The 24256-nt window shown below is 60.1% G+C and carries 18 protein-coding genes and 2 pseudogenes; 13 read left to right on the top strand and 7 right to left on the bottom strand.

The genetic code is table 11. From position 1 onward, the window contains the following. Nucleotides 1-173: 173 nt before the first annotated feature. From RHIBUN_RS0113820 to RHIBUN_RS0113850, 6 genes are all read right to left on the bottom strand, one after another. Nucleotides 174-1004, bottom strand: coding sequence for an alpha/beta hydrolase (locus RHIBUN_RS0113820; RefSeq protein ID WP_025659988.1), 831 nt, complete (start codon nucleotides 1002-1004; stop codon nucleotides 174-176). Between the two features lie 761 nt (nucleotides 1005-1765). After that, on the bottom strand, nucleotides 1766-5587 hold the full coding sequence (locus RHIBUN_RS0113830) for a vitamin B12-dependent ribonucleotide reductase (RefSeq protein ID WP_025659990.1): 3822 nt from the start codon (nucleotides 5585-5587) through the stop codon (nucleotides 1766-1768). Nucleotides 5588-6178: 591 nt separating this feature from the next. Further along, nucleotides 6179-6766, bottom strand: coding sequence for a hypothetical protein (locus RHIBUN_RS0113835; RefSeq protein WP_025659991.1), 588 nt, complete (start codon nucleotides 6764-6766; stop codon nucleotides 6179-6181). A gap of 197 nt (nucleotides 6767-6963) precedes the next feature. Continuing rightward, nucleotides 6964-7461: a xanthine phosphoribosyltransferase gene (gene gpt / locus RHIBUN_RS0113840; protein ID WP_025659992.1), complete on the bottom strand. Its 498-nt coding sequence runs from the start codon at nucleotides 7459-7461 to the stop codon at nucleotides 6964-6966. A gap of 183 nt (nucleotides 7462-7644) precedes the next feature. Beyond that, on the bottom strand, nucleotides 7645-8487 hold the full coding sequence (locus tag RHIBUN_RS0113845; protein ID WP_025659993.1) for a universal stress protein: 843 nt from the start codon (nucleotides 8485-8487) through the stop codon (nucleotides 7645-7647). 109 nt (nucleotides 8488-8596) lie between these two features. Continuing rightward, a complete protein-coding gene (locus RHIBUN_RS0113850) occupies nucleotides 8597-9373 on the bottom strand; it encodes a competence/damage-inducible protein A (RefSeq protein ID WP_025659994.1) in 777 nt (258 codons plus the stop codon). Between the two features lie 216 nt (nucleotides 9374-9589). Here RHIBUN_RS0113850 and wrbA point away from each other — a divergent pair, with 216 nt between their 5' ends. Continuing rightward, nucleotides 9590-10186 carry an NAD(P)H:quinone oxidoreductase type IV gene (gene wrbA / locus RHIBUN_RS0113855; RefSeq protein ID WP_025659995.1) on the top strand — a complete coding sequence of 199 codons (597 nt, stop codon included), beginning with the start codon at nucleotides 9590-9592 and terminating at the stop codon, nucleotides 10184-10186. Between the two features lie 68 nt (nucleotides 10187-10254). Here the strand turns inward: wrbA and RHIBUN_RS36835 are convergent, their stop codons facing one another. Beyond that, on the bottom strand, nucleotides 10255-10392 hold the full coding sequence (locus RHIBUN_RS36835; RefSeq protein ID WP_198021148.1) for a hypothetical protein: 138 nt from the start codon (nucleotides 10390-10392) through the stop codon (nucleotides 10255-10257). A 546-nt stretch (nucleotides 10393-10938) separates the two neighbouring features. Between RHIBUN_RS36835 and RHIBUN_RS0113870 the strand changes: the two genes are divergently transcribed. From RHIBUN_RS0113870 to RHIBUN_RS37320, 12 genes and pseudogenes are all read left to right on the top strand, one after another. Then, entirely contained in the window at nucleotides 10939-12189 is a 1251-nt protein-coding gene (locus tag RHIBUN_RS0113870; RefSeq protein WP_037215894.1) for a flavin-dependent oxidoreductase, read from the top strand. Between the two features lie 36 nt (nucleotides 12190-12225). Next, entirely contained in the window at nucleotides 12226-13971 is a 1746-nt protein-coding gene (locus RHIBUN_RS0113875) for an iron ABC transporter permease (RefSeq protein ID WP_025659997.1), read from the top strand. A gap of 34 nt (nucleotides 13972-14005) precedes the next feature. Next, nucleotides 14006-15067 (top strand): ABC transporter substrate-binding protein, encoded by a 1062-nt coding sequence (locus tag RHIBUN_RS0113880; protein ID WP_025659998.1) that lies wholly within the window; start codon nucleotides 14006-14008, stop codon nucleotides 15065-15067. 38 nt (nucleotides 15068-15105) lie between these two features. Further along, on the top strand, nucleotides 15106-16161 hold the full coding sequence (locus RHIBUN_RS0113885) for an extracellular solute-binding protein (RefSeq protein ID WP_245271663.1): 1056 nt from the start codon (nucleotides 15106-15108) through the stop codon (nucleotides 16159-16161). Nucleotides 16162-16240: 79 nt separating this feature from the next. Continuing rightward, nucleotides 16241-17347: an ABC transporter ATP-binding protein gene (locus tag RHIBUN_RS0113890; protein WP_025660000.1), complete on the top strand. Its 1107-nt coding sequence runs from the start codon at nucleotides 16241-16243 to the stop codon at nucleotides 17345-17347. A 42-nt stretch (nucleotides 17348-17389) separates the two neighbouring features. Further along, nucleotides 17390-18379, top strand: a complete 990-nt coding sequence (locus RHIBUN_RS0113895; RefSeq protein WP_025660001.1) for an ABC transporter substrate-binding protein — start codon at nucleotides 17390-17392, stop codon at nucleotides 18377-18379. A gap of 7 nt (nucleotides 18380-18386) precedes the next feature. After that, nucleotides 18387-19094, top strand: a complete 708-nt coding sequence (locus tag RHIBUN_RS0113900; RefSeq protein ID WP_025660002.1) for a class II aldolase/adducin family protein — start codon at nucleotides 18387-18389, stop codon at nucleotides 19092-19094. Nucleotides 19095-19283: 189 nt separating this feature from the next. Continuing rightward, a complete protein-coding gene (locus RHIBUN_RS0113905; RefSeq protein WP_025660003.1) occupies nucleotides 19284-20225 on the top strand; it encodes a LysR family transcriptional regulator in 942 nt (313 codons plus the stop codon). Nucleotides 20226-20674: 449 nt separating this feature from the next. Further along, nucleotides 20675-22654 carry an ABC transporter ATP-binding protein/permease gene (locus tag RHIBUN_RS0113910; RefSeq protein WP_025660004.1) on the top strand — a complete coding sequence of 660 codons (1980 nt, stop codon included), beginning with the start codon at nucleotides 20675-20677 and terminating at the stop codon, nucleotides 22652-22654. Nucleotides 22655-22976: 322 nt separating this feature from the next. After that, entirely contained in the window at nucleotides 22977-23183 is a 207-nt protein-coding gene (locus RHIBUN_RS0113915) for a CsbD family protein (RefSeq protein WP_018856970.1), read from the top strand. 234 nt (nucleotides 23184-23417) lie between these two features. Further along, nucleotides 23418-23903 (top strand): annotated as a pseudogene (locus RHIBUN_RS33440) (amino acid permease); the annotation flags it as partial. 198 nt (nucleotides 23904-24101) lie between these two features. After that, nucleotides 24102-24256, top strand: a pseudogene (locus RHIBUN_RS37320) (IS110 family transposase); the annotation flags it as partial.

Here is a 24256-nt window from a genome sequence, read left to right on the forward strand (position 1 = left end):
GTCAACTTCAGCAGATCGCGGCGGGACCAGCCGTCCGAAATGGTATCTCGCGTTATCACAAGCGCCTCCCTTGAAGAGAAAATCCGGCGTGCCGCAGGCGGGGCGAAGAGGACCCGCCTGCGAGTGTTGTCTTGCCTCCGTTCCATCAGAAGGCCGGCGGTCGAGCCAACATCTCAGTCCAGGAAGAATTCCAGCAGATCGGCGTTGATCACATCCGGATGCGTCGTGCACATGCCGTGCGGGAGGCCGGCATAGGTCTTCAGTATGCCGTGCTTCAAGAGCTTGACGGACAGCGGTGCGGAGTCGGCATAGGGAACGATCTGATCGTCGTCGCCGTGCATGACGAGCGTCGGCACCGTGATCTGCTTCAGATCCTCGGTGAAATCAGTTTCGGAGAAGGCCTTGATGCAATCGTAATGCGCTTTTGCACCACCCATCATGCCTTGCCGCCACCAGTTCTCGATAACACCCTGGCTGACCTTGGCACCCGGGCGGTTATAGCCATAGAACGGGCCTGCGGGCACGTCGAGGAAGAACTGCGCGCGGTTGGCGACGAGCGCGGCACGGAAACCATCGAAGACCTCGAGCGGCAGGCCACCGGGGTTCTTGTCCGACTTGACCATGATCGGCGGCACGGCGCCGATCAGCACCGCCTTGGCGACGCGTCCGGGCTTTGCGCGGGCGACGTAGTGGGCAACCTCACCGCCGCCGGTCGAATGGCCGACATGGATTGCATTCTTGAGATCGAGCGCATCTGTGAGGGCCGCGACGTCGGCGGCATAGGTGTCCATCTCGTTGCCCTGCCACGTCTGGCTGGAACGGCCATGGCCGCGCCGGTCGTGGGCAATCACGCGATAGCCCTTGTCCAGAAAGAACATCATCTGCGCGTCCCAATCGTCAGCGCTGAGCGGCCAGCCGTGATGGAAAACAATAGGCTGGGCGGTGGCTGGACCCCAATCCTTGTAGAAGATTTCGGTTCCGTCCGTGGTCTTGATGAATGGCATGATGAAGTCCTCTTTCTGGATGTGATTGCTTTGGTGGTAAAGGCACGCAAGCATCCTGCCGGTGCCCATATTGTCGGGCGTCGGGCAAAGCCTGACTCGCGTCGCCGCCCCTCTACGTCCTCGTCATGACGCGACGTTAGCGGCGCTGCGAGACAACGGTAATTTGACCAAAATCAAGAAGAAGGGAAGATGCCATGTTGAAGAATGGCAGTGATGCTTGCGTGTATAACACCCCTGCGGACGGATAGCGCCGGTAACGCGCCCGTATAGAAGCAACTCGGTTTCGAGGGCTGGTCTGGCGTGGAGCCCTCGAATTGGGCCTCAACATTAAGCTGGGCCCTGGTTATGCCGTTGGGCCTGGCGTTGACTTACTGAGGCGTTGGGCAGTTCGAGAGCGGGTGATGCCGAACCTGGGGCAGGCCGCCTGCAGACGCTCAATTCCCTTCGCAGTCGGTGGCCCGAAGACTTCGTCAGGTCCGTCTTCCTTGATAAACTGATCGAAGAGAGCAGGGGTGTCGATCAGGACGTGCCTGCAATGATTGTCGCTCGGGTTCATAAGCTGGTGCGGAATGCCGCGTGGGAAGAAGGCGCTTTCGCCGGCGGTCACTTGCCGAGGTTGCCGTTGATCACAGCAGAAGAGCGGCCAAGGGCCGCTCTTTGACTTTTGTCTTCGCGTCAAGTTCCCGACCTGGGTCGGACAACGTTCCGGCGGGTGAGGGGTGAAAGCTATCATCATCACCAACCGCCGGAATTGCCGGTTATCAGCTGCAGCCGCTCGTCGCGCCGCAGGTGTCGCACTTCTCGCAGGTGCCGTTGCGGACCATCGTGAAGTTCTGGCATTCGGAGCACATGTTGCCCGTGTAGCCCTGCATGATGGAGCGGGCGCGGCGTTCGGCTTCGACCTTCTTGGCCTCCGTCTTGGCCGATGCCGCGTCGGCGGCGGCCTTGTCGGAGAAGAGGGCGGTTGCCTGCTGCTGGGTCTCGGTTGCGATCTCCTCGGCCACTTCCTCGGCGATCTCTTCGGCCAGTTCCTTTGCCCGCTCCTCGTAGTCGCGCTTGAAGGCGACGATTTCAGAGGAGGAGACGGCAAGCGTCGGCTCGATCTTGCGGGCGGCAGCACCCGCAAAGGAGGTCACCGTGGCGCCGGAGGAAGCGCGCGCCGGGGCTGCCGTCGCGGCACCCTTCGGCTCCCCGCCTGCCTGACGCTCGTTGCCCGTTACCAGGGTCGGCTTGTAGCCGCGGGTCCAACCGGTTGAGACGAGGTTCGTCTTGCCTTCCTGGATCCCCTTGCCGAGCGCCGTGTTGGAGAAGTCGGACGTATCGACATGCGCCAGATCGTGGCGGCCGAGGTAGGAGACGGCGAGTTCGCGGAACACGTAGTCGAGGATCGACGTGGCGTTCTTGATCGCGTCGTTGCCGATGACGATGCCGGCCGGTTCGAACTTGGTGAAGGTGAAGGCCTCCACATACTCTTCGAGCGGCACGCCGTATTGCAGGCCGAGCGAGATGGCGATCGCGAAGTTGTTCATCATCGCACGGAAGGCCGCACCTTCCTTGTGCATGTCGATGAAGATCTCGCCGAGACGGCCGTCGCCGAATTCGCCGGTGCGCAGGTACACCTTGTGTCCGCCGACGGCGGCCTTCTGGGTGTAACCCTGGCGGCGGTTCGGGAGCTTCTCCCGCTCGCGGGTGACGCGTTCGACGACACGCTCGATGATCTTCTCGGTGATGGTGACGGCCTGGGCGGCGACCGGCTGCTGCAGCAGATCGTCCAGTGCGTCCTCATCGCTTTCGTCTTCGATCAGCGAGGCGTTCAGCGGCTGCGACAGCTTGGAGCCATCGCGGTAGAGAGCGTTTGCCTTCAGGCCGAGCTTCCATGAGAGCATGTAGGCGCTCTTGCAATCGTCGACCGTCGCGTCGTTCGGCATGTTGATCGTCTTGGAGATCGCACCCGAGATGAACGGCTGGGCAGCAGCCATCATGCGGATGTGGCTGTCGACCGAGAGGTAACGCTTGCCGATCTTGCCGCAAGGGTTGGCGCAATCGAAGACGGCGAGGTGTTCGTTCTTCAGGAACGGTGCGCCTTCCAGCGTCATCGCGCCGCAGACGTGAACGTTGGCAGCTTCGATGTCCTTCTTGGCAAAGCCGAGGTACTCGAGCAGGTTGAAGCTCATGTCGGCAAGCTGTTCGTCGGAAACCTTCAGCGTCGTCTTCATGAAGTCGGCGCCGAGCGTCCACTGGTTGAAGACGAACTTGATGTCGAAGGCCGACTTCAGCGCGGCGTTGACGGCTTCCACCTTATCGTCGGTGAAGCCCTTGGCCTTCAGCGTCGAGGGGTTGATGGCCGGCGCCTGGTTCAGATTGCCGTGGCCGACAGCGTAGGCTTCGATCTCGGCGATCTGGCTCTCGGAGTAGCCGAGCGTGCGCAGGGCTTCCGGAACGGCGCGGTTGATGATCTTGAAGTAGCCGCCGCCGGCGAGCTTCTTGAATTTCACCAGTGCGAAGTCAGGCTCGATACCGGTTGTGTCGCAATCCATGACGAGGCCGATCGTGCCGGTCGGCGCGATGACGGTTGCCTGGGCGTTGCGGTAGCCGTGCTTTTCGCCGAGTTCGAGAGCCTTGTCCCAGGCGCTCTTGGCATGAGCCGCCAGATCCTGGTCGGGGTTCTCGGAGTGGACGAGCGCGACCGGGTTGATCGACAGGCCTTCATAGCCAGACGTCTCGCCGTAAGCGGCGCGGCGATGGTTGCGGATGACGCGCAGCATGTTTTCGCGGTTCGGCGCGAACATCGGGAACGGTCCGAGCTCGGAGGCGATCTCAGCCGAGGTGGCGTAGGAAATGCCGGTCATGATCGCGGTCAGGGAGCCGGCAATGGCACGGGCTTCGTCGCTGTCATAGGGAATGCCGGAAGACATCAGCAGGCCGCCGATGTTGGCGTAGCCGAGGCCGATCGTGCGATATTCGTAAGAGAGCTCGGCAATCCGCTTCGACGGGAACTGCGCCATCATCACGGAGATTTCGAGAACAACGCTCCACAGGCGAACCGCATGCTCGTAGTCTGATATGTTGATGCGCTTGGTGGCGGCATCCTTGAACTGCATGAGGTTCAGCGAGGCAAGGTTGCAGGCCGTGTCATCGAGGAACATGTATTCCGAGCACGGGTTGGATGCGCGGATCGGGCCGGCGGCCGGGCTGGTGTGCCAGTCGTTCATCGTCGTGTTGAAGTGCAGGCCCGGATCGGCCGAGGCCCATGCGGCGTAGGAGATCGATTCCCACAGGTCGCGCGCCTTCAAGGTCTTCATGACCTTGCCGTCCTTGCGGGCCTTCAGTTCCCAGTCGCCGTCGTTTTCAACTGCGTGCAGGAAGTCGTCCTTGATCGAGACGGAGTTGTTGGAGTTCTGGCCGGATACGGTCAGGTAAGCTTCGCTATCCCAGTCCGTGTCGTAGGTCTTGAATTCCATGTCCTTGTAGCCCTGGCGGGCAAACTGGATGACGCGACCGATGTAATTCTCAGGAACCTGGTCCTTCTTGGCAGCGCGGATTTCGCGCTTCAGGGCAGGGTTCTTGTTCGGGTCGAAGCAGTCGCCATTGTCGGCTTCGCAGTTGACGCAAGCCTTCATGATTGCCTTGAGGTGCTTGGCGACAACTTTGGAACCGGTGACGAGAGCAGCAACCTTCTGCTCTTCCTTCACCTTCCAGTTGATATACTCCTCGATATCAGGGTGATCGATGTCGACGACCACCATCTTGGCCGCACGGCGCGTCGTGCCGCCCGACTTGATTGCGCCGGCAGCCCGATCGCCGATCTTCAGGAAGCTCATCAGGCCGGAAGAACGGCCGCCGCCGGACAGCTTTTCGCCTTCGCCACGCAGGTAGGAGAAATTGGAGCCGGTGCCGGAGCCGTACTTGAAGAGGCGGGCTTCGCGGACCCACAGGTCCATGATGCCGCCTTCGTTGACAAGATCGTCTTCAACGGACTGGATGAAGCAGGCGTGCGGCTGCGGATGTTCGTAGGCCGACTTCGACTTCGTCAGCTTGCCGGTAAAGGGGTCGACATAGAAGTGGCCCTGGCCGGGGCCGTCGATGCCATAGGCCCAGTGCATGCCGGTGTTGAACCACTGCGGGGAATTCGGGGCAACACGCTGGGTGGCAAGCATGTAGGCAAGTTCGTCCTTGAAGGCGAGGGCGTCTTCCTCGGACGAGAAGTAGCCGCCCTTCCAGCCCCAGTAGGTCCAGGTGCCGGCAAGACGGTCGAAGACCTGGCGCGCGTCGGTTTCGGAACCGTACTGCTGGTCCTTCGCAACATCCTTCAAGGCAGCGTCATCGGCAACCGAACGCCACAGGAAGGAAGGAACCTCGTTTTCCTCGACCTTCTTCAGCTTGGCGGGAACGCCGGCCTTGCGGAAATACTTCTGCGCCAGGATGTCGGCGGCGACCTGGGAGAACTGCGCCGGAACGTCGATGTTCTCGAGGCGGAATACGATCGACCCGTCTGGGTTCTTGATCTCGCTCGTCGCCTTGCGGAATTCGATGTCCGCGTAAGCGCTTTGTCCTGCCTTCGTGAAACGGCGTTCTATGCGCATTTCTCTAACCTCTAGCTTGCGCGCCCCGTCCCCGTCGACCAAGGCGCAAGTTTCCACCTCCGGCGGCGCCGTGAGGAGCGCAGCCAGTTCTCGTTTCCGTATTTTCACAGGAGTGTCATCCGGAGATGCTTCTCCCGTATCTTGTAGTGATCGTGGCTGCAAACACTAAATATAGTATTAACAGCTTATTATCGCCAGCCCCGGATGTCACTTTTTCGGAAGATAAAAATCGCGCACGAAACCCCTCATGGCGGTCGCCCTTCATGGACACAACACCCTGATTCTACGCTCGATTTTTGGAGGGAACCGGCCTCGTTAATTCCGGTCCAACTGCCGTCGCAACATCGGAACCTATTAAGTTTGAATCGGGCGATTCCGTCAAGAGGTTGTTTTTAATGAAGCGTTCACCACAACATATTGTGGATCGGGCTGTGGAGAATGGGGAAAAGAAAGTCGTCCAAGAAATTCAATGGGTTGCGAGCTTTCGTCGTCCCGGAGCGTAAAAAATCTAAGAAAAGTTGCGACCGTGTTGATTTGGTTGCAGCTTTTGCCGGCCAAATGCGGCAGCCGATTCGTTGACGCTAAATTCAATCACAATGCGTCGATCGCAATCGTCACTGTTGCGATGCCTATAGGCTGTCCGTTTTCATCCTTGATGACGAAACTTGCCTGCGTTTCTAGCAATTGTGTCTGCTCGTCGCGCTCGGCGCGATCGATGAATATGTCGTCGGACTGTCTTCCGAATGTTTTCAGGAACTTGTCTTCGTCGCCCTGCCAATAGTCGCTGGTTATCGTGCCCTGGCCGACATTTAGTCCGTGGCGATCGGTCACGAAGAATTCAACGATGGCGCCCTGCGAATCATCCTGCTTGGATTTGAGGTATCGCGACACCGGTTTGTTGAGCAGTTGCCTCACCATCTGCCAACCGCCGGCCAGAACTTCGGACCGATAGGTGTTATCCAGCACCTGGATGTCCATGTCGCTGATTTTGCTGAATTTGGTATTCTGAGCTTCGATCGCCTTCCTGACGATCGCGACATTCACCATCGGCTTGACTGTTGTCTCGACATATTTCCGCACGACCGACACATAGGCCGGCTCCGCCGAAGCGGTCAAAGGCGAGAGACAGAGACACAAACCGAAAGCCGCCGCTATCTCGACATAGCCCCAACGCGTCATGTTCATTCCAAAGGTCGCGCCCCGCGACTTTACCTCTAATGCAAGTCCGCAACGCGACACCGTTGCCGCGTGGGAATTGCTTTGAAGGATAAGGTCAGCGCGGGCGACGCGATAGCGGAATCCGATGGGTTAGTTAAACAAAGATTTGTACAATCTGAAATTGTCGCCAATCTGTTGGGTTGCGCCGTGGATGGCGCTCAGCCGCGGCCGGCCTTGGAGATCGGTTCCTGATAGGTGAACCCCATGTCCCACGGGAAGTAGATCCAGGTGTCCTGGCTGACTTCCGTAACGAAGGTATCGATCGTCGGCACTCCCTGGGGCTTCGCATAAACGCAGGCGAAGTGTGCTTTGGGAAGGATCGAACGAACTTCGGAGGCGGTCTTGCCCGTATCGGTAAGATCGTCGATGACAAGGACGGATTCGCCTTGGTCAGCGGTCAGCTCTGGCGCAATGCCCTTCAGGAGCATCATTTCGCCCTGGTTCACGTAGTCGTGGTAGGAGGCGACGCAGACAGTTTCGATCAGCCGGATGTTGAGTTCGCGCGAGATGATTGCTGCGGGTACGAGACCGCCGCGCGTGATGCAGACGATCGCCTTGAAATCGCGCTTGAGCCCAGCGAGACGCCAAGCGAGCGCCCGCGCGTCGCGGTGGAACTGGTCCCAGGAAACGGGAAAGGCTTTATCGGGAAGAGACATGGGTTTGCTCCGCGGCATGAATGATGACACGCCGTTTGTCGGCGGCCGGACAAGGCATTCCGCGATCGGCCAAACGCAAATCGCCCAGCCCAGACTGCGCGAGAGGAGGACCGAAGCCGGAGCTCGTCATCGGTCGCCGCAATTAACGGATTCCGTGGGCAAAACGCAAGCCTTTCACGATTCCTATCGCGACAGCAGCGTCAAGGCCGTCATCGACTGCAGCAGCGTTCTCGTGGTGCCGCCGAAGATCAACTGCCAGAGACGCGAATGAGTGTAAGCGCCCATGACGAGCAGGTCGATGCTGCTGTCGGAGAGGCGATTTTCGATGACGGCCGACGCGGACTTATCAACGCTTTGCGCTGTTGCCAAAGTTACCTTGACGCCGTGACGGGAAAGAGCCGCAGCGATGTCGGCGCCTGCGACGGCCGCAGACTGGAGTGCATTGTCGACTGGATCGACGGAGAAAATCTCGACTTCGTCGGCGGCCCTCAGGATGGGCAAGGCATCGAACGCCGCACGCGCGGCCTCCCTTGAGCCGTTCCATGCGACGAGGACACGCTTGATCGGTTTCGGCTGGCGCATCACAAAAGGAATCATCAAAACCGGGCGACCGCTTTCGAAGAGATAGTTGTCGATGTCTACGTGACTGTCGGACGGCTTCACCGGATCGGCCTGCGAGGCGATGAGCAAGTCGGCGCTTCGGGCACTTTCGATCAACGGCGCCGAGCCGTAGCCGGTGGATGAGGCGAAGCTGCGCCATTCATGGGAAATACCTTCAGCCTGCGCCTTCTTGCGGAAGATGCGTTCGATTTCGAGCGTTTGGGCACGCGCCATGTCCTGCAGTGCCTGCACGGCGACCGGGTCGGGTATCTCCATCGGTGCTACGAGCGGCACGACCGCGACGGTCTCTGCATGAAGTCCGATAACGTAGGCATTGGTCTGTGCGGCAATGGCAAACGCAAAATCGGCCACGGCGGTGGCGTTATCGACGGTATCGAGAATGGCAAGTATGGTTTTGTAGGACATCGGCAATTCTCCTTAGGCGGATGAAATCGACTAATTTTCAACGAGAATGCGCCGGCGAGGGCGCCGGTTCTTTGATGCATATCAACGGCGAGCCGGGATCTCCTCCATGCTACGCCTCTGCCGAGCGGTTTTCAGCCACCTCCTTTGATTGGCGGATGGACTCGATCATAGCGCGCACATCATCTCCCGCTGCATCGACCGCATCCTGTGAGCGTCCGCGGACGACGATTTCCGTTGAGAACGCCTGGCCAATATAGCGGGGATAGGAGCCGATGCTCGTCTCCGGATGAGCTTTCTGGATGGCAGCAAGCGGTGTGCCGATGTCGCCTTCCCCGTAAGGGCAGGAGATACCGAGCGAGAGCACTCGCGTGCCGGTCCGCAATGTCGGGATGACCGCGTCGACCATGGCCTGGAAGACCTGCGGCACGCCAGCCATGACATGAACGTTGCCGATCACGAACCCGGGTGCGGTCGAGACCGGGTTGGGGATATGGCGCGCCCGTTTGGGCATGCGAGCCATTCTCTTTCGGGCTTCCGTAAACTCAAGCCCGCGGCGCGCGTACATCTCGCCGAGCAGGTTCATTGCATCAGCATCGTATTCGCAAGGCACCCCGAACGCTGCGGATACGGCATCGGCGGTGATGTCGTCATGGGTCGGTCCGATACCTCCCGAGGTGAAGATGTAATCGTATTTTGTGCGCAGCGCGTTGAGTGCCTCGACGATCGCATTCTCCTCGTCGCCGACGATGCGCACTTCCTTGAGGTCGATGCCGGAAAGCGTCAGCATGTCAGCCAGGTGACCGATATTCTTGTCCTTGGTGCGGCCGGATAACAGTTCGTCGCCAATGGCAAGCATGGCGGCGGTGACAATCGTCTCATTGGTCATTGGAAATTTCCGAGCATTTGCGTTCCCACATAGGTAGTGCCCTTCTCCAGTCTTGCAAACCGTGTCGCTGCCGCCAACTTGCGAAATGGCTGCAAGCAAGTTTTCGTCTATGACCATTGAACAGTGCGTTCTGCCCTACGGGGCTATGTTCGACACACACCGCTGCTACAACTCCGCACGTTCACGAATTCAAACGCAATTGATGGAGTTAGATAAATGGCTAAGGTACTCGTGCTCTACTACTCGGCTTACGGCCACATCGAAACCATGGCATATGCCGTCGCCGAAGGCGCAAAGTCGGCCGGCGCGGACGTCACCGTCAAGCGCGTTCCGGAACTGGTTCCTACCGAGGTTGCCAAGGCGTCGCACTACAAGATGGACCAGTCTGCCCCGATCGCCACGGTCGACGAACTTGCCGATTACGACGCGATCATCGTCGGTGCGGGTACGCGCTTCGGAACCGTTGCTTCGCAGATGCGCAATTTCTGGGATCAGACGGGCGGCCTCTGGTTCACCGGCAAGCTGGTCGGAAAGGTGGGCTCTGTGTTCACGTCCTCGGCCACGCAGCACGGCGGCCAGGAATCCACCATCCTCGGCTTCATCCCCACTTTCCTGCACCAGGGCATGGTCGTTGCCGGTCTTCCCTATGCCTTCCAGGGCCAGATGGGCGTTGATGAAATCAAGGGCGGTTCGCCCTACGGCGCATCCACCATTACTGATGGCGACGGATCCCGCCAGCCTTCCGCGATCGAGCTTGAGGCAGCCAAGTATCAGGGCGCTCACGTCGCCAAGATCGCTGCAAAGCTCGGCTAAATCAGTCCTCACTAGCAGGCGCGGCCATTGGGTCACGCCTGCTTATACCGGGCAACGAACTTGCCAATTCAGCCGTAGAGGTTGTGCAGCTTTGCTGCGAAGAAAAGAAGCGGTATTCCGACGACCGCAATCGCGATCATGTACGCCGTTCCTGCCCTGAACAATTTGAGACGTCGAGCTCTCGTGCCATCCCAATCGTAAACCATTGCCATACTCCCACAAGACTAGCTTACAACTATGCGCAGCCCCAACCGCGGTCCTTCTGGCGCGCGCATACAAGCACATTCGCAAGAGATGATAAAGGCCAATGGACGTTGCTGCCGGAAGTCGGTGCCCTCGGGCATGATAGTGCGAGCGACGGGATCGAAGCCACGTGCCCTATAGCAAGGGGCAGGCCAGCCGCACTTGAGTGCTTCACGGTGAGGGGCCTCAGTCATCTGTTTTCGCTATGACCTCAAAAAATCTATCTATTTGATGAATGTCAATTTTGTTTCTAGGGTCCTTCCAACATCGGATGGTTCTTTCGAGTGAGGACGCGCGAGTGGTTCGGGCGATGAAAGAGCAACCGGTGCCTATCGGAGGATGATCGGCAAAATCTGGAATAACTGCCGCTGTCGAAGCGTTGCTTCGGCGAACGGGTTTCCATTGCCTGCAGCCTTCATCTGAAGCGACATCGGCATTTTTCAATCCTGTTGGACGATGCCCTACTCGAACTTTGCCGGGTTTCCCGGCCAGGACATTTGGAGTTGACTATGGAAGTCACGATTGTTGGTGGTGGGATCGGGGGGCTGGCGCTTGCTCTGATGCTGCACGAAAAAGGGATCCCATCCCGTGTTTACGAGGCCGCGCCCGAGCTGAAGGCGCTCGGCGTCGGCATCAATCTTCTGCCGCATGCCTCCCGCGAACTGTGCCAGCTCGGCCTCGAGGAAGAGCTTGCGAAGGTCGCCATCACGACCCGCGAGTCCGGTTTCTACAACCGCCACGGCCAGCATATCTTCACCGAATCGACGGGTCGGCATGCCGGCTACGAATGGCCGCAATTCTCCATCCATCGCGGCGACCTGCACATGGTCCTCGTCGAGGCCTTCAAGCAGCGCATCGGCGCTGACCGCCTGATGACCGGCTGGTCCTGCACCGGCTTCGACCAGGACGACAGCGGCGTGACCCTGCATTTCGTCGATCCGCGCGACGGTTCGGCCCGGCCGTCCGTCAAGGCCGAAATGGTCGTCAGCGCCGAGGGAATCCACTCCAGGATCCGCAAGCAGCTCTATCCGAACGAAGGTCCGCCGCGCTATTCCGGCATCAACATGTGGCGCGGCGTCACGCGCTGGAAGCCGTTCCTGACCGGCGCCAGCATGGTGCGCGTCGGCTGGCTCAACACCGCCAAGGTGCTGATCTACCCGATCCGCGACGATATCGACGCCGAAGGCAATCAGCTCATCAACTGGGTCGTCGACATCGAAACCGACAAGTACAAGTCTCAGCGCGACTGGAACAAGCCGGGTCGCCTCGAAGACTTCTTCGACGTCGTCAAGGACTGGAAATTCGACTGGCTCGATTGCCCGGCGATGTTCAAGGCCGCCGATGCGATCCTCGAATATCCAATGGTCGACCAGGACCCGCTGGACCAGTGGACCTTCGGTCGCCTGACGTTGCTCGGCGATGCCGCCCATCCGATGTATCCGCGCGGCGCGAATGGCTCGGCCCAGGCGATCCTCGATTGCCGCGCGCTGACCGACGCGCTCGTCCGTGAAGGCGATCCGATCAAGGCCATGCATTCCTATGAGGCGATCCGCCGCCCGGCAACCGCCAAGGTCGTGCTGACAAACCGCGCCAATCCGCCGGATGCGATCCTGCGCGAAGTCTTCTTGCGCACCGAGGACAAGCCGTTCGATCATATTGACGACGTCATTAGCCGTGAAGATCTCGAGCAGCTCTCCACAAACTATCAGCGCATTGCCGGTTATCATAAGGATAACCTCGCTGTACCGGCCGGGTCCTGACGGACCCGGAGGAAAGACGTCGGTTGGGAGGCCTTCATGTCATTGCAGGAAAGTACTTACACCAAGATGGCGCAAAACCATGGACCCCTTGCGAGGATCAACGCGAAATGGCTGGTCATCGCGGCCGTGATCCTCGCCGTCGCGTGGCTCGCCCTCGTGCCGCTCGTCTTTCTGATCTGGCAGAGCTTCATGACCCCGGCGGCAGGCGATGTGCCTGCCGTCTTCACCCTCGATAATTACACAAAGGCCTTCAGCGATAGCCGCATCCTGCCGCTGTTCCGCAATTCGGTGATTTTCGCGACCGGCACGGCCTGTCTGTCGCTGACGATCGGCACGCTCTTCGCGTGGCTGAACGAGCGAACGAACACACCCTTCAAGATGCTCTTCTATGCGGCTTCGATCGTGCCGCTCGTCATCCCGTCGATCCTCTTCACCGTCTCCTGGATCATGATGGCGAGCCCGCAGATCGGCCTCTTCAATCTCATCCTGAAAAATACCTTCGGCATCGCCGGGCCGGTTTTCAACATCTACTCGATGGGCGGGATGATCTGGGTCGAGGGCCTGCATTATTCGCCGGTCGCCTTCCTGCTGATGTCGGCGGCCTTCCGCGCCATGGACCCTTCGCTCGAGGAATCGGCGCTGATGTCCGGTGCTTCGATCTGGCAGATCCTCTTCCGGATCACGCTGAGGCTTGTCTGGCCGGCGCTGGTCGCAGCCTTCTTCATCATGTTCACGCGCTCGATCGAATCCTTCGAGGTCCCTGCGCTGCTCGGCACTCCCGTCGGCATCGAGGTCTTCACCTCGTCGATTTATGACGCGATCCGCGAATATCCGAGCAATGTCGGCCTCGCTTCGTCCTATGCGATCCTTCTTCTGGTGATTGCCTCCTTCGGCATTTATTTCCAGTCGCGGCTGTCGACCAAGGGCAGCAAATATTCAACAGTCACCGGAAAGGGTTTTCGCCCGCGGCCGTTCGATCTTGGCCCGTGGCGCGTTCCTGCCGCCGTCCTGATCGTCGTCTACATGGTGCTGGTGATTATCCTGCCGTTCCTGGTGCTTCTCTGGTCGTCCCTGAACAAATATTACAGCGTGCCCTCCTGGAGCGCGATGCACCGGCTTTCCTTGAATGCCTATGTGACCGTCATCAACTATCCGGCTGTCGGCCAGGCGGTCTGGAACAGTGCGATCCTTGCCTTCAGCGCGGCGACCGGCCTGATGCTGTTGACAGCGGTGATCTCATGGATCGTCATTCGCACCAAGCTGCCGGGCCGCTGGCTGCTCGACAACCTTGCCTCGCTGCCGATGGTCTTCCCCGGTCTCGTGCTCGGCCTGTCGATTATGATTTTCTATCTTTATCTGGATATCGGCGTGTACGGCACGACCTGGATCATCCTGATCGCCTATCTCACCCGCTTCATGCCCTACGGCATTCGCTACAACACGACGTCGATGCTGCAGATCCACAAGGATCTTGAGGAATCCGCCGCCATGAGCGGTGCCTCCTGGGGCCAGAGCTTCTGGCGCATCGTCCTACCGCTCCTGAAGCCAGGCCTGGTGGCGGGCTGGATCTACATCGTAGTCGTCTCGATCCGTGAACTGTCGAGCTCGGTCCTTCTCTACAGCCCCGGCTCTGAGGTGGTCTCGGTGGTGATCTGGGAGCTCTGGCAGAACGGCCAGTATGTCGAACTCTCGGCCTTCGGCGTGATGATGATCCTGGTGTTGTTCACGATCGTCATGCTGGCCCAGTGGGTCGGCAAACGCTTCGGCGTCAAGGAGGCTTGAGGAGAAGCCTCGAGGATTGGCATGGGAGGAGAAAATGCCTGAATTCATGAAGAATGTGCAGCGGCTCTGGCGCTGTGGGATGCTATTGGGAACCATTGCTGCCGCCGCCTTGGCCACTGGGGCCCACGCCCAGTCCAGCATCGACCAGATCGCCGGCTATACCGGCGCTGATCGGATGGACAAGCTGGTCGCCGCCGCAAAGCAGGAGGGCGCTCTAACGCTCTACACCGTCACCCCCGTCGAGGACGTGACCGTCATTACCAAGGCATTCGAAGCCAAGTACGGCATACCGGTGACCTTGTGGCGTGGCAGTTCCGAAGACGTCCTGCGGCGTGCCGTCGGCGAGTTGAAGGCCAGACGTCATGATGTTGATGTTATCGAGACGAACGGACCGGAACTCGAGGCGCTTCATCGTGAAAAGCTACTGCAACCGATCCGGTCGCCGCTCTTTGCGGACATCTTTCCGGATGCCGTGCCGCCTCATCACGAATGGATCGGCAGCCGGCTGAACATCATCACCGCGGCCTACAACACGAATGCAGTCAGCGAAGCGGACCTTCCGAAGACATGGGAGGAACTGCTTGATCCGAAATGGGCCGGCAAGCTCGGCGTCGAGGCCGTTGCCTATGACTGGCTCGCGACGGCCGCCGGAACCTTTCCGTCCAAAGAAAAGGGGATGGAATTCTTCCGCAAGCTATCGCAGACCGATCATCCGGGACTCTACAACGGCCATCCCCTGCTGACCAATCTCGTTGTTTCCAGCGAGGTGCCGCTCGGCCTGACGGTCTATCTCTACAAGGTCGCGCAAATGGAAAAGGACGGTGCTCCGATCAAGCGGTTCATGATCGGCCCGGCTATTGCCCGCATCAATGGCCTCGGCGTGGCGCGGACAGCGCCCCATCCAAATGCCGCGATCCTGTATCAGGATTTCACCCTCACTGAAGGACAGAAGATCCTGGCGGAGAGACAGTTTACGCCGACCAATATCAAGATCGCGCCGCTGCCTGAAGGCATGCAGGTCAAGGTGATCAATCCGGGTGCCGCCCTTGATAACCTGGGCGATTGGCGCGGCGAATTCGAAAAGACGTTCAAGTAATTCCATCGGCGATCAAACCGAATACTCGGGAGGAGAAAATGTTGCGATCGTTTAAAATGACTTCGGCCATCCGCTTGCTTGGCGGAATGGCGCTGCTGGGAGCCGTTGCCACAGGCTCTGCTTATGCGCAGTCGAGCCTTGCTGACCTCGCCAATTACAACGGCCCCGACCGCTTGGAGAAGCTAGCGGAGGCGGCCAAGGCGGAAGGCGAGCTGACGCTCTATACGGCAACGCCGGTCGAGGACGTCGCCGCCATCACCGATGCCTTCACCGCCAAATACGGTATCAAGGTCACCACCTGGCGCGGCAGCTCGGAGGACGTGCTGCGCCGTGCCGTCACCGAGATCAAGGCCGGTCGCTATGATGCCGACATCATTGAGACGAACGGGCCGGAACTCGAGGCCCTGCATCGCGAGAAGGTTTTCGAGCCGGTCAATTCGGCCACCCTGGCCGATATCTTCCCGCAGGCCGTCCCTGCCCACAAGGAGTGGGTCGGCAGCCGCCTGAACATCATCACTGCCTCCTACAACACGCAGCTCGTTTCCGACGCCGACGTGCCGAAGGGCTGGGATGATCTGCTCGATCCCAAGTGGTCCGGCAAGATCGGTCTCGAAGCCGAAGCCTATGACTGGCTGGCGACGATCGACCAGAGCTTCCCGAGCGAGCAGCAGGGTCTAGACTTCTTCCAGAAGCTTGCCAAGACCAACGGCATTTCGCTCCGCAAGGGTCATACGCTGCTGACCAACCTTGTCGTCTCCGGCGAAGTGCCGGTGTCGCTGACGAATTACCTCTACAAGGTCGACCAGATGAACAAGGACGGCGCGCCGATCCAGAAGCTGAAGCTCGGTCCCTCCGTCGCCCGTGTCAACGGCCTCGGTGTTGCCAAGACGGCGACGCATCCCGCCGCCGCGCTGCTCTTCCAGGAATTCACGCTGACCGACGGCCAGAAGATTCTCGCCGATCGCGGCTTCACGCCCACGAATGTTAAGCTGGTGCCGCTGCCGGAAGGCCTGAACGTCCAGGTCGTCGACGGGGCGAAGATGCTGGATCAGCTCGCCAAGTGGCGCGATACCTTCAATGCGACAGTAAAATGAACGGGCAGGGCGCCAGCGCCGGCCTGATAGAAATTATCGGATCGATGATCCGACCGGCAGGGAATGTGAGGAGAATACCATGCTGAGTGTGCAGGGTCTGAGCACGGAATATGCGGATGGCAAGGGCAAGGTCGTCAAGGCTGCCCAGGACGTGTCCTTCGAGGTGCCGCAGGGCAAGCTCTTTACGCTGCTCGGTCCCTCGGGCTGCGGCAAGACCACGACCCTGCGTTCGATCGCGGGCCTCGAACGTCCCGTCAAGGGCGCGATCACCGTCGATGGCAAGCCGGTCTTCGCCGCCGGCAAGGGCATCTTCATGGCGCCCAACCATCGCAATTTCGGCATGGTCTTCCAGAGCTACGCTATCTGGCCGCATATGAGCGTCTTCGAGAACGCCGCCTTCCCATTGCACGTCGGCAAGACGAAATTCTCCAAGAAGCAGATCGAGGAGAAAGTCGAACGCGTGCTGAACGCCGTCGCTCTTGGCGACTACGCCGGCCGCGAAGCGACCAGGCTTTCCGGCGGTCAGCAGCAGCGCCTGGCGCTCGCCCGCGCCCTCATCATGGAGCCGCGCCTGCTGCTTCTCGACGAGCCGCTGTCGAACCTCGACGCCAAGCTGCGCGAGATGATGCGCTTCGAGCTGAAGCGGCTGCAGCGCGAACTTAACCTGACAACGCTCTACGTCACGCATGATCAGCAGGAGGCTTTGGCGCTGTCGCACCAGATCGCGGTGATGAATGCCGGCAAGGTCGTCCAGCTCGGCACGCCGCGCGAAATCTACGAGGCGCCCGCCGCCCGCTTCGTCGCCGACTTCATCGGCTCCAGCAACTTCCTTGAGGGCAAGGTGCTCGGTCGCGGCCAGGAGACCGGCAGCTGGGCCGTCGAGACGCCGGCCGGCAAGATCGATGTCAGCGCCGAAGAGGCGCTTGACCTCAAGGACAATCTGACGGTCGCCGTGCGCCCGGAGAACATCCATCTCGTCGAACCGGACAAGGGCGAGAGCCTTTCGGGCAATGTCCTCGACGGCATCGTCGACAGCAAGGTCTTCCTCGGCGAATGCGTCGACTACATCGTCAATGTCGGCAAGGCGAAGCTTCTGGCGCGCGTCCATCCGAGCGTCAGGACGCCGATCGGCGGGCGGATCCTCGTCAATATCAAGCCCGCGAAAGTCAACGTTATCCTGCGCTGAATGCCAGCGCCTGTTTCCAGTGCCATATCCCAGGACAATGCCATGAGCCGCAAGCAGCTTTCTATCGCCACGACCGACTATGACCATTTCCGCGATCTGCGGCTCGGGACAGTGGTGCCCGAAGGCATCGACCTCACCTGGTCAATGCTAAGCCATCACGAGATCTTCGCCCGCTTCACCTTCAATCGCGAGTGGGACGTCAGCGAGCTTTCCTTCGCCAAGTTCATGGCGCAGGTGAGCCGGCCCGACAGCGACATCATCGGCCTGCCGGTCATCTGTTCGCGGCTCTTCCGCTTCAGCTCGTTCTACGTCAACAAGGCGAGCAACATCAAAAGCGTGGCCGACCTTAAGGGCAAGCGCGTCGGCTCGCCGGAATGGGCTCATTCGGCGGCCGTCTACATGCGCGGCTGGATGCATAACGAAGGCGGCGTCAAGCTGCAGGACGTCCACTGGTATCAGGCCGGCGCCAATGCGCCGGGCCGCGAGGAGAAGGTCGATCTTGCCTTGCCGGAAGGCGTAACGCTGACGCGCGTCGCCGACAAGTCGCTGTCGGAGATGCTGGCCTCCGGCGAGATCGACTGTGCCATCATCGCCCGCCCGCCGACCTGCTTCCTCGAAGAGGACCCGCGCGTCGAACGCCTCTTCCCGAATTTCCTGGAGATCGAGGAGGATTATTACCAGGAGAGCGGCGTCTGGCCGATCATGCACATCATCGCCATGAAGAAGCATCTTCTCGACGAGAGCCCCTGGATCGCCCGCAATCTCTACAACGCCTTCGAGGAATCCAAGCGCCGCAGCCTGGAACGGCTCTTCGATCCGGCGGTCTCGCGCTATCCGCTTGCCTGGCTGCCGACCTATGCGCGGCGCATGCGCGACATCTTCGGCAGCGATCCGTTCCCGTTCGGTATCGAGAAGAACCGCAAGACTTTCGAGCAGATGCTGCTCTATACCCACCAGCAGGGCATCGCGAGCCGCCTGATGACGCCGGACGAGATCTTCCCGGCGGGCATCATGACCAAGTTTGTCGTCTGAGGCTGCCATGAGCGAACTTGCCAGCGATCTCGCCGAACTCGTCACCGCCAATCACATCCTCGCCCGCGAGGACGTGCTCGATGCCTTCGGCCATGTCAGCCTTCGCTCGCCGCAGGCCGACGGCGAATACTTCATCTCCCGCTCGCGCAGCCCCGAGCTGGTCGTGGTCGAGGATCTGCAGCGCTACGATCTCGACTCGAAGCTTCTCGGCGACGACGAGCGACGTGGCTATATCGAACGCGTCATCCATGGCGGCATCTACAAAGCGCGGCCGGACGTCAAGGCCGTCGCGCATTTCCACTCGCCGGCGATCATGCCCTTCTGTGTCGCCGATATCGTCTGGAAACCAGTGACACATCTCGGCGCGACGATCGGTACCGACGTCGCTCTCTGGGACAGCCAGGCGGAATTCGGCGATACCGACATGCTGGTTTCCACCGCCGATCAGGCAGCATCGCTTGCCTGGGCGCTCGCAAACAGCAATGCCGTCTTCCTGCGCGGTCACGGCGCAGTCGTCGTCGGCGGTACGTTGCGCGAGCTCGCCATGCGCACGATCCAGCTCTGCCGCAACGGTGATGTGCTGCTGCGATCGCTGCCCTTCGGCGGCGTGACGCCGCTGACGGCGGGTGAAATCGCGCTTTCTGGCGCGAAGAACCTCGAACCGCCGGTGCTCGCCCGCGCCTGGGATTACTGGGCGACGAGGGCCGGACACTGAAGCCACGCGATCTGCGGCTGGCGATTTAGTGATTTGCAAGCCGCGGCTTTCCTGCCAGACTGAAAGCTTGCCGCCGGAATCGCGCCCGGATACCAGGGGATGGCGACCTTCACGGAACGTGGAAGACCAGAGCCCGAGACCGGAAGCGTCTTGCGGTTGTCAGCCCATGGCCGTGGAGGAGATGGCCCCTTGCGAATTCGCCAAATCGAATCCTTTGTCAGCGTCTGCGAAATCGGCAGCATCACGCAGGCCGCCGCCGCGCTGAACATCGTACAGCCGGCGCTCGGCGCACAGATCAACGCACTGGAGCAGGAGCTCGGCGTGCAGTTGCTGGAGCGCGGCCCGCGCGGCACGACGACGACGCCGGCCGGCCAGTATTTCCTCGAAGAGGCCAAGGAAATCCTCGATCGACTGGCCACCATCCGCCGTACGATCAAGCAGTTTGACCCAGCACAGGAAGAGCACATCTCGATCGGTCTCACCTCCAGCCTCTCGGCGCTGCTCGCCGGTCCGCTGGCACAGGAGTTCGGCCGTCAGAACTGGTCCGCCAAGGTCCAGATCGTCGAGGAGATGAGCCACCTGCTCGGCGAGCGCGTCGCCCGCGGCGATCTCGATTTCGCACTCGCTTTCAATGTCGAGCCGCGCAAGGGTATCAAGCAAACGGCCGTCCTCCGGGAATCCGTCTTCTTCATCACTGGCCGAAAATCCGAGTTCGGTCAGGATGGACCGATCAACTTGATCGAGCTTGCCAAAGCGACCTTTGTCATTCCGACCGAGAAGGGCCAAATCATCAATCTCTTGAGACATGCGATGGAATTCTTCCACCTTCCGCTGAAGGTTGCCTACCAGATCGAATCCATGGATGCGATCAAGGGTCTGATCCTCGAAGGCAACGCCTGCGCCGTGCTGCCCTATGGCACCGTGGCGCGCGAAGTGGAGGCGGGCACGCTGATCGCCCGGCGCATAGTCAATCCGCCGCTCGTGCGTACGCTCTATCTGATCCAGCCCTCTGGCCGGCCAAAGCCCGCACATGCCGGCTCGGCGCTGCACATCATCCAGGGCTTCATCAGCCATCTTGCCAAGAACGAGGCCTTCGAGATCGTTGAGCAGGAAGTAGCGCCAGCTGTGTAAGCTGTCTTGCGTGCATAACACGAAATCGTGGCTGATTTCGCCCTATGCGAGCTCGGGCTCACCGAATGCGCGGAGACGATCACTGCGCTTGCCACGACGCGGTCAACGCGAGAAAAAGAGCCCTGCTGTCGCGGTCGCAGGGCAGGCGCGCGTGCATATAGGGAACTCTCGGTCGCGGACTTTGTTCCCATTGTCCTGTCCCCCAAAAGCCCGCCAGCACACGCGGGGCACTTGGAAATTGAAAGTTGCGAAACGAGAGGCAGGAAGAAAATCGCTGTTCCTCCAGGTCAAGCGAGCGACCTCTCTATTGGTTCCCTCACCGAGATCCACCACCGTCGCCGGCCTTCATCCCGACACACAAGCGCTCGCGGCGGGCAGCACCTTCAGCTTCTTCCCTGCTCGAGATTGGCATCATGAAACCTTTTGATTTTTAAGCCGTTGTCGCGCGTATGTCAGACGCTGAATTCGATCAGAAATCGGTCGACGGCTCCGAGCAGTACAGTGCCGAGAGATCGCGCCAAGAGAAGGCATCGACTGACGAGGGCGCGCTGCCCCCAGAAGTCGTTGAACCCGACCCAGAGCTGACGCCCGAGGAGGCCGAGCGGGCGCGCAAGAGATATTTGCTGACGCGCTTCTGGATCAGCGCGCGCGGTTACTGGGGCCGCGGCGGGGAATGGCTCGCGTGGCCGTGCTCAATTGGGCTGCACGCCTTAATCGTCACGAATGTCGGCTTCCAGTATGGAATCAATATCTGGAATCGCGCAATCTTTGACGCAATTGAGCAACGCAATGCCCATACCGTATATTTCCTCAGCGCCGTGTTCCTGCCCCTCGCGCTCGGAAGCGTCGCTCTTGTCGTAACACAAGTATCCCTCCGTATGCTGATCCAGCGCCGCTGGCGTTCCTGGCTAACGACCGCGCTCATCGGGCGCTGGCTCGCCAACGGCCGTTACTATCAGTTGAATCTCATCGGCGGTGACCACAAGAACCCGGAAGCCCGCATTTCCGAGGATTTGCGAATTGCGACCGAGTCACCCGTCGACTTCATCGCTGGTGTCGTTTCCGCATTTCTGTCGGCCTCGACTTTCATCGTGGTGCTCTGGACGATCGGCGGGGCCTTGACCCTGACAATTGCAGGGTCGACCGTCACTGTTCCTGGTTTCCTTGTCATTACCGCGGTTCTCTATGCGGCTATCACGTCCAGCTCGATGGCCGTCATCGGTCGCCATTTCGTCCACGTTTCCGAGGTCAAGAATCAGGCGGAAGCCGAATTTCGCTACACGCTGACGCACGTGCGGGAAAATGGCGAAAGTATTGCCTTGCTGGGCGGCGAGGAGGAGGAGCGTAACGATCTCGACAAGACGTTTACCAATGTCCTCCGCCAGTGGGCGCTCCTTGCACGCCAACACATGCGCACAACGCTCGTGTCCCAGGGGTCGAGCCTGCTTGCGCCAGTCGTTCCCCTTCTCCTTTGCGCTCCAAAGTATCTCGAAGGCAGCATGACGCTTGGACAGGTGATGCAGGCTGCCTCTGCCTTCGCCATCGTTCAGAGCGCGTTTGGATGGCTGGTCGACAATTATCCGCGTCTTGCCGATTGGCACGCCTGTGCACGGCGCGTCGCTTCGCTGATGATGTCGCTCGACGGGTTGGAGCGCGCCGAACAGAGCGACGCCTTGGGACGCATCCAGCACGGTGAAACTGAAGGCGATGCGATGCTCAGCCTCAATGACCTCTCGGTGTCGCTTGACGACGGTACCGCCGTCGTCAAGGAGACCCAGGTCACGGTCGAACCAGGCGAGCGGGTCCTCGTGGCCGGAGAGTCCGGTTCGGGCAAGAGCACGCTGGTGCGGGCCATCGCAGGCCTTTGGCCGTGGGGTGACGGCAGCGTCAATTTTCGTAGCGACAGACGACTGTTCATGTTGCCGCAGCGGCCTTACATCCCCTCCGGGACGCTTCGCCGGGCGGTTGCCTATCCCGGCGCCGCCGATAGCTGGCCGCTCGATAAGATCAAAGCGGCTCTCGACAAGGTGGGACTCGACTATCTGAACGACAGGATCGAGGAAGAGGCGCCATGGGACCAGACGCTGTCGGGTGGTGAAAAACAGAGGCTCGCATTTGCGCGCCTCCTGCTACACAGTCCGGATACGATCGTGCTGGATGAGGCAACGTCGGCACTCGATGAGAAAAGCCAGGACAAGATGATGGAGATGATCATCCATGAATTGCCGCAGATCACGATCATAAGCGTAGCGCATCGAGCTGAGCTGGAAGCCTTCCACAGCCGCAAAATTACATTGGAACGGCGGGAGGGCGGCGCAAAGCTTGTCAGTGATATTGATCTTCTCCAGCGCAAGAGAAAGCGGAATTTGCTTTCGCGCCTTGTCGAAAACCGGCACTCCCGGCCGAAAGGCAGTACGTCGCCCGGATAGCAAGGGCAGGGATCATCCAAGATAAGCTCGCTGAGCGGGAACTCGCGTCTGTGACCCGATATGACAAGAATGCCTTGTGGCACCAGTTCAACTTGACGGCATCCCGAAACCTCATTTTGCCGGCATGGCCGTTGAGTGCGGCGTGGTGGAGCGGCCAGGTTATCTTCGTTGCAACAAGTTGGCCGAAGCCGTAGATCGCTCAACGCGCAGACCAACGGCCCGCCCATGCCTGCACTGATCCTTACCGGTTGCCTCATCGACGCTTCGGGAACACTTGGCGGTGAAGCCCGTTACTTCCTCATCCACAACAGGAGGAAATACAATGGATTGGAATCGCGTTGAAGGAAACTGGAAGCAGATGAAAGGCAAGGTCAAGGAGCAGTGGGGCAAGCTTACGAATGACGACCTTGATCAGATCGCCGGTAAGCGCGAACAACTGGAGGGCAAGATCCAGGAGCGCTACGGCATCGAACGCGACCGAGTTCGCCGCGACATCGATGAGTGGTACGGAAACCAGACCTGGCACTAGATCTTAGCAGGCCCGGGGCTTCCGGGCCTTTTCTTTCTGAACTCTCCAGTCTTTGCCAACGCCTCGACCGTTTTCGCCTCGTTTGGCGAGCGCGAGTTGCCGACGGCAATCGACGGTGAAGCTCGGCCATGCCGACCAAGGGCCCAGCCTGATGCGATGACCGTCCGAGAGGGGCTAGGCTGTACCGGACTTCAACGATCTCCGTTATCCGAATTCCGCATACAGCGTCGGCGCGTCTACTCGCGCTACGCCCGCAATCGGTCGGATGTCGGCGTCGCCACGATGTTCGGCTTCCTCGGCGTCCTCTGCCTGCTCGTGCTGGTCACGATCCTGTCCTACGGCGTGCTGTTGCGCCCTGATCTCGCCGCCCTTTGCAATCCTTCGATGGCGGGCGTGCTGCAGGCCGTGGTTGGCCCGTGGGGCGCCGTCTTCGTCAGCATCGGCCTGCTGATTTCGGTCGCTGGGGCATATCTCTCGTGGGTGCTCCTCGCGGCGGAAACGACACCATGCCGCGCTTTCTTTCTCACGAAAACAAGAGCGGCGTTCCTTCGATGGCCCTGTAGCTTACCAACGCCGTCGTCCAGATCTTTCTCGTGTTGACGCTGTTTTGCAGAATACGCTTTCCATCTGGCGCTTGAGTTGACGAGCTCGATGATCCTGGTCCCCTATATCCTGGTCGCGGCCTACGGGCTCCGCCTGGCCCTGACCGGTGAAACTTACGATCGCGACCCTGAGGGTCACACGGGCGATCTTCTGCGGGCTTCCATCGCCGTGCTGACGACTGCCAGGGCGCTGATCTAGATGGTGTAACGGGCGGAGCTCGGCCAGCGAGGTTTGAAAGGCTGGTGGTCGTCCCTCACAATGATGGTTTCGCGGAGTCAGGAGTGGCCTGCTCCATAGCATCACGGAGAGACGACCATGAAGCAGTATGCCGGAATCGATGTCTCGTTGGAATATTCAAGTGTGTGCGTGGTGGATGCAGATGGCCGCATCGTGCGTGAAGCAAAGGTACTGAGCGAGCCCGATGCGCTGATCGCCTGGTTTGCCGAGCACGGCGTGGCCATGGAGCGGAT

It is taken from the genome of Rhizobium sp. IBUN, from assembly GCF_000510625.1.
Lineage (GTDB): Bacteria > Pseudomonadota > Alphaproteobacteria > Rhizobiales > Rhizobiaceae > Rhizobium > Rhizobium altiplani.

Bases quoted from the DNA above. Each gene is read 5' to 3' on its own strand.
- RHIBUN_RS0113875 (WP_025659997.1), top strand. From the start codon at position 12,226: ATGTCATTGCAGGAAAGTACTTACACCAAGATGGCGCAAAACCATGGA.
- RHIBUN_RS0113890 (WP_025660000.1), top strand. From the start codon at position 16,241: ATGCTGAGTGTGCAGGGTCTGAGCACGGAATATGCGGATGGCAAGGGC.
- RHIBUN_RS0113870 (WP_037215894.1), top strand. From the start codon at position 10,939: ATGGAAGTCACGATTGTTGGTGGTGGGATCGGGGGGCTGGCGCTTGCT.
- RHIBUN_RS0113900 (WP_025660002.1), top strand. From the start codon at position 18,387: ATGAGCGAACTTGCCAGCGATCTCGCCGAACTCGTCACCGCCAATCAC.
- RHIBUN_RS0113835 (WP_025659991.1), bottom strand. From the start codon at position 6,766: ATGACGCGTTGGGGCTATGTCGAGATAGCGGCGGCTTTCGGTTTGTGT.
- RHIBUN_RS0113850 (WP_025659994.1), bottom strand. From the start codon at position 9,373: ATGACCAATGAGACGATTGTCACCGCCGCCATGCTTGCCATTGGCGAC.
- RHIBUN_RS0113880 (WP_025659998.1), top strand. From the start codon at position 14,006: ATGCCTGAATTCATGAAGAATGTGCAGCGGCTCTGGCGCTGTGGGATG.
- wrbA (WP_025659995.1), top strand. From the start codon at position 9,590: ATGGCTAAGGTACTCGTGCTCTACTACTCGGCTTACGGCCACATCGAA.
- RHIBUN_RS0113910 (WP_025660004.1), top strand. From the start codon at position 20,675: ATGTCAGACGCTGAATTCGATCAGAAATCGGTCGACGGCTCCGAGCAG.
- RHIBUN_RS0113820 (WP_025659988.1), bottom strand. From the start codon at position 1,004: ATGCCATTCATCAAGACCACGGACGGAACCGAAATCTTCTACAAGGAT.
- RHIBUN_RS0113885 (WP_245271663.1), top strand. From the start codon at position 15,106: ATGTTGCGATCGTTTAAAATGACTTCGGCCATCCGCTTGCTTGGCGGA.
- RHIBUN_RS0113895 (WP_025660001.1), top strand. From the start codon at position 17,390: ATGAGCCGCAAGCAGCTTTCTATCGCCACGACCGACTATGACCATTTC.
- RHIBUN_RS0113915 (WP_018856970.1), top strand. From the start codon at position 22,977: ATGGATTGGAATCGCGTTGAAGGAAACTGGAAGCAGATGAAAGGCAAG.
- RHIBUN_RS0113830 (WP_025659990.1), bottom strand. From the start codon at position 5,587: ATGCGCATAGAACGCCGTTTCACGAAGGCAGGACAAAGCGCTTACGCG.
- RHIBUN_RS0113845 (WP_025659993.1), bottom strand. From the start codon at position 8,487: ATGTCCTACAAAACCATACTTGCCATTCTCGATACCGTCGATAACGCC.
- RHIBUN_RS36835 (WP_198021148.1), bottom strand. From the start codon at position 10,392: ATGGTTTACGATTGGGATGGCACGAGAGCTCGACGTCTCAAATTGTTC.
- gpt (WP_025659992.1), bottom strand. From the start codon at position 7,461: ATGTCTCTTCCCGATAAAGCCTTTCCCGTTTCCTGGGACCAGTTCCAC.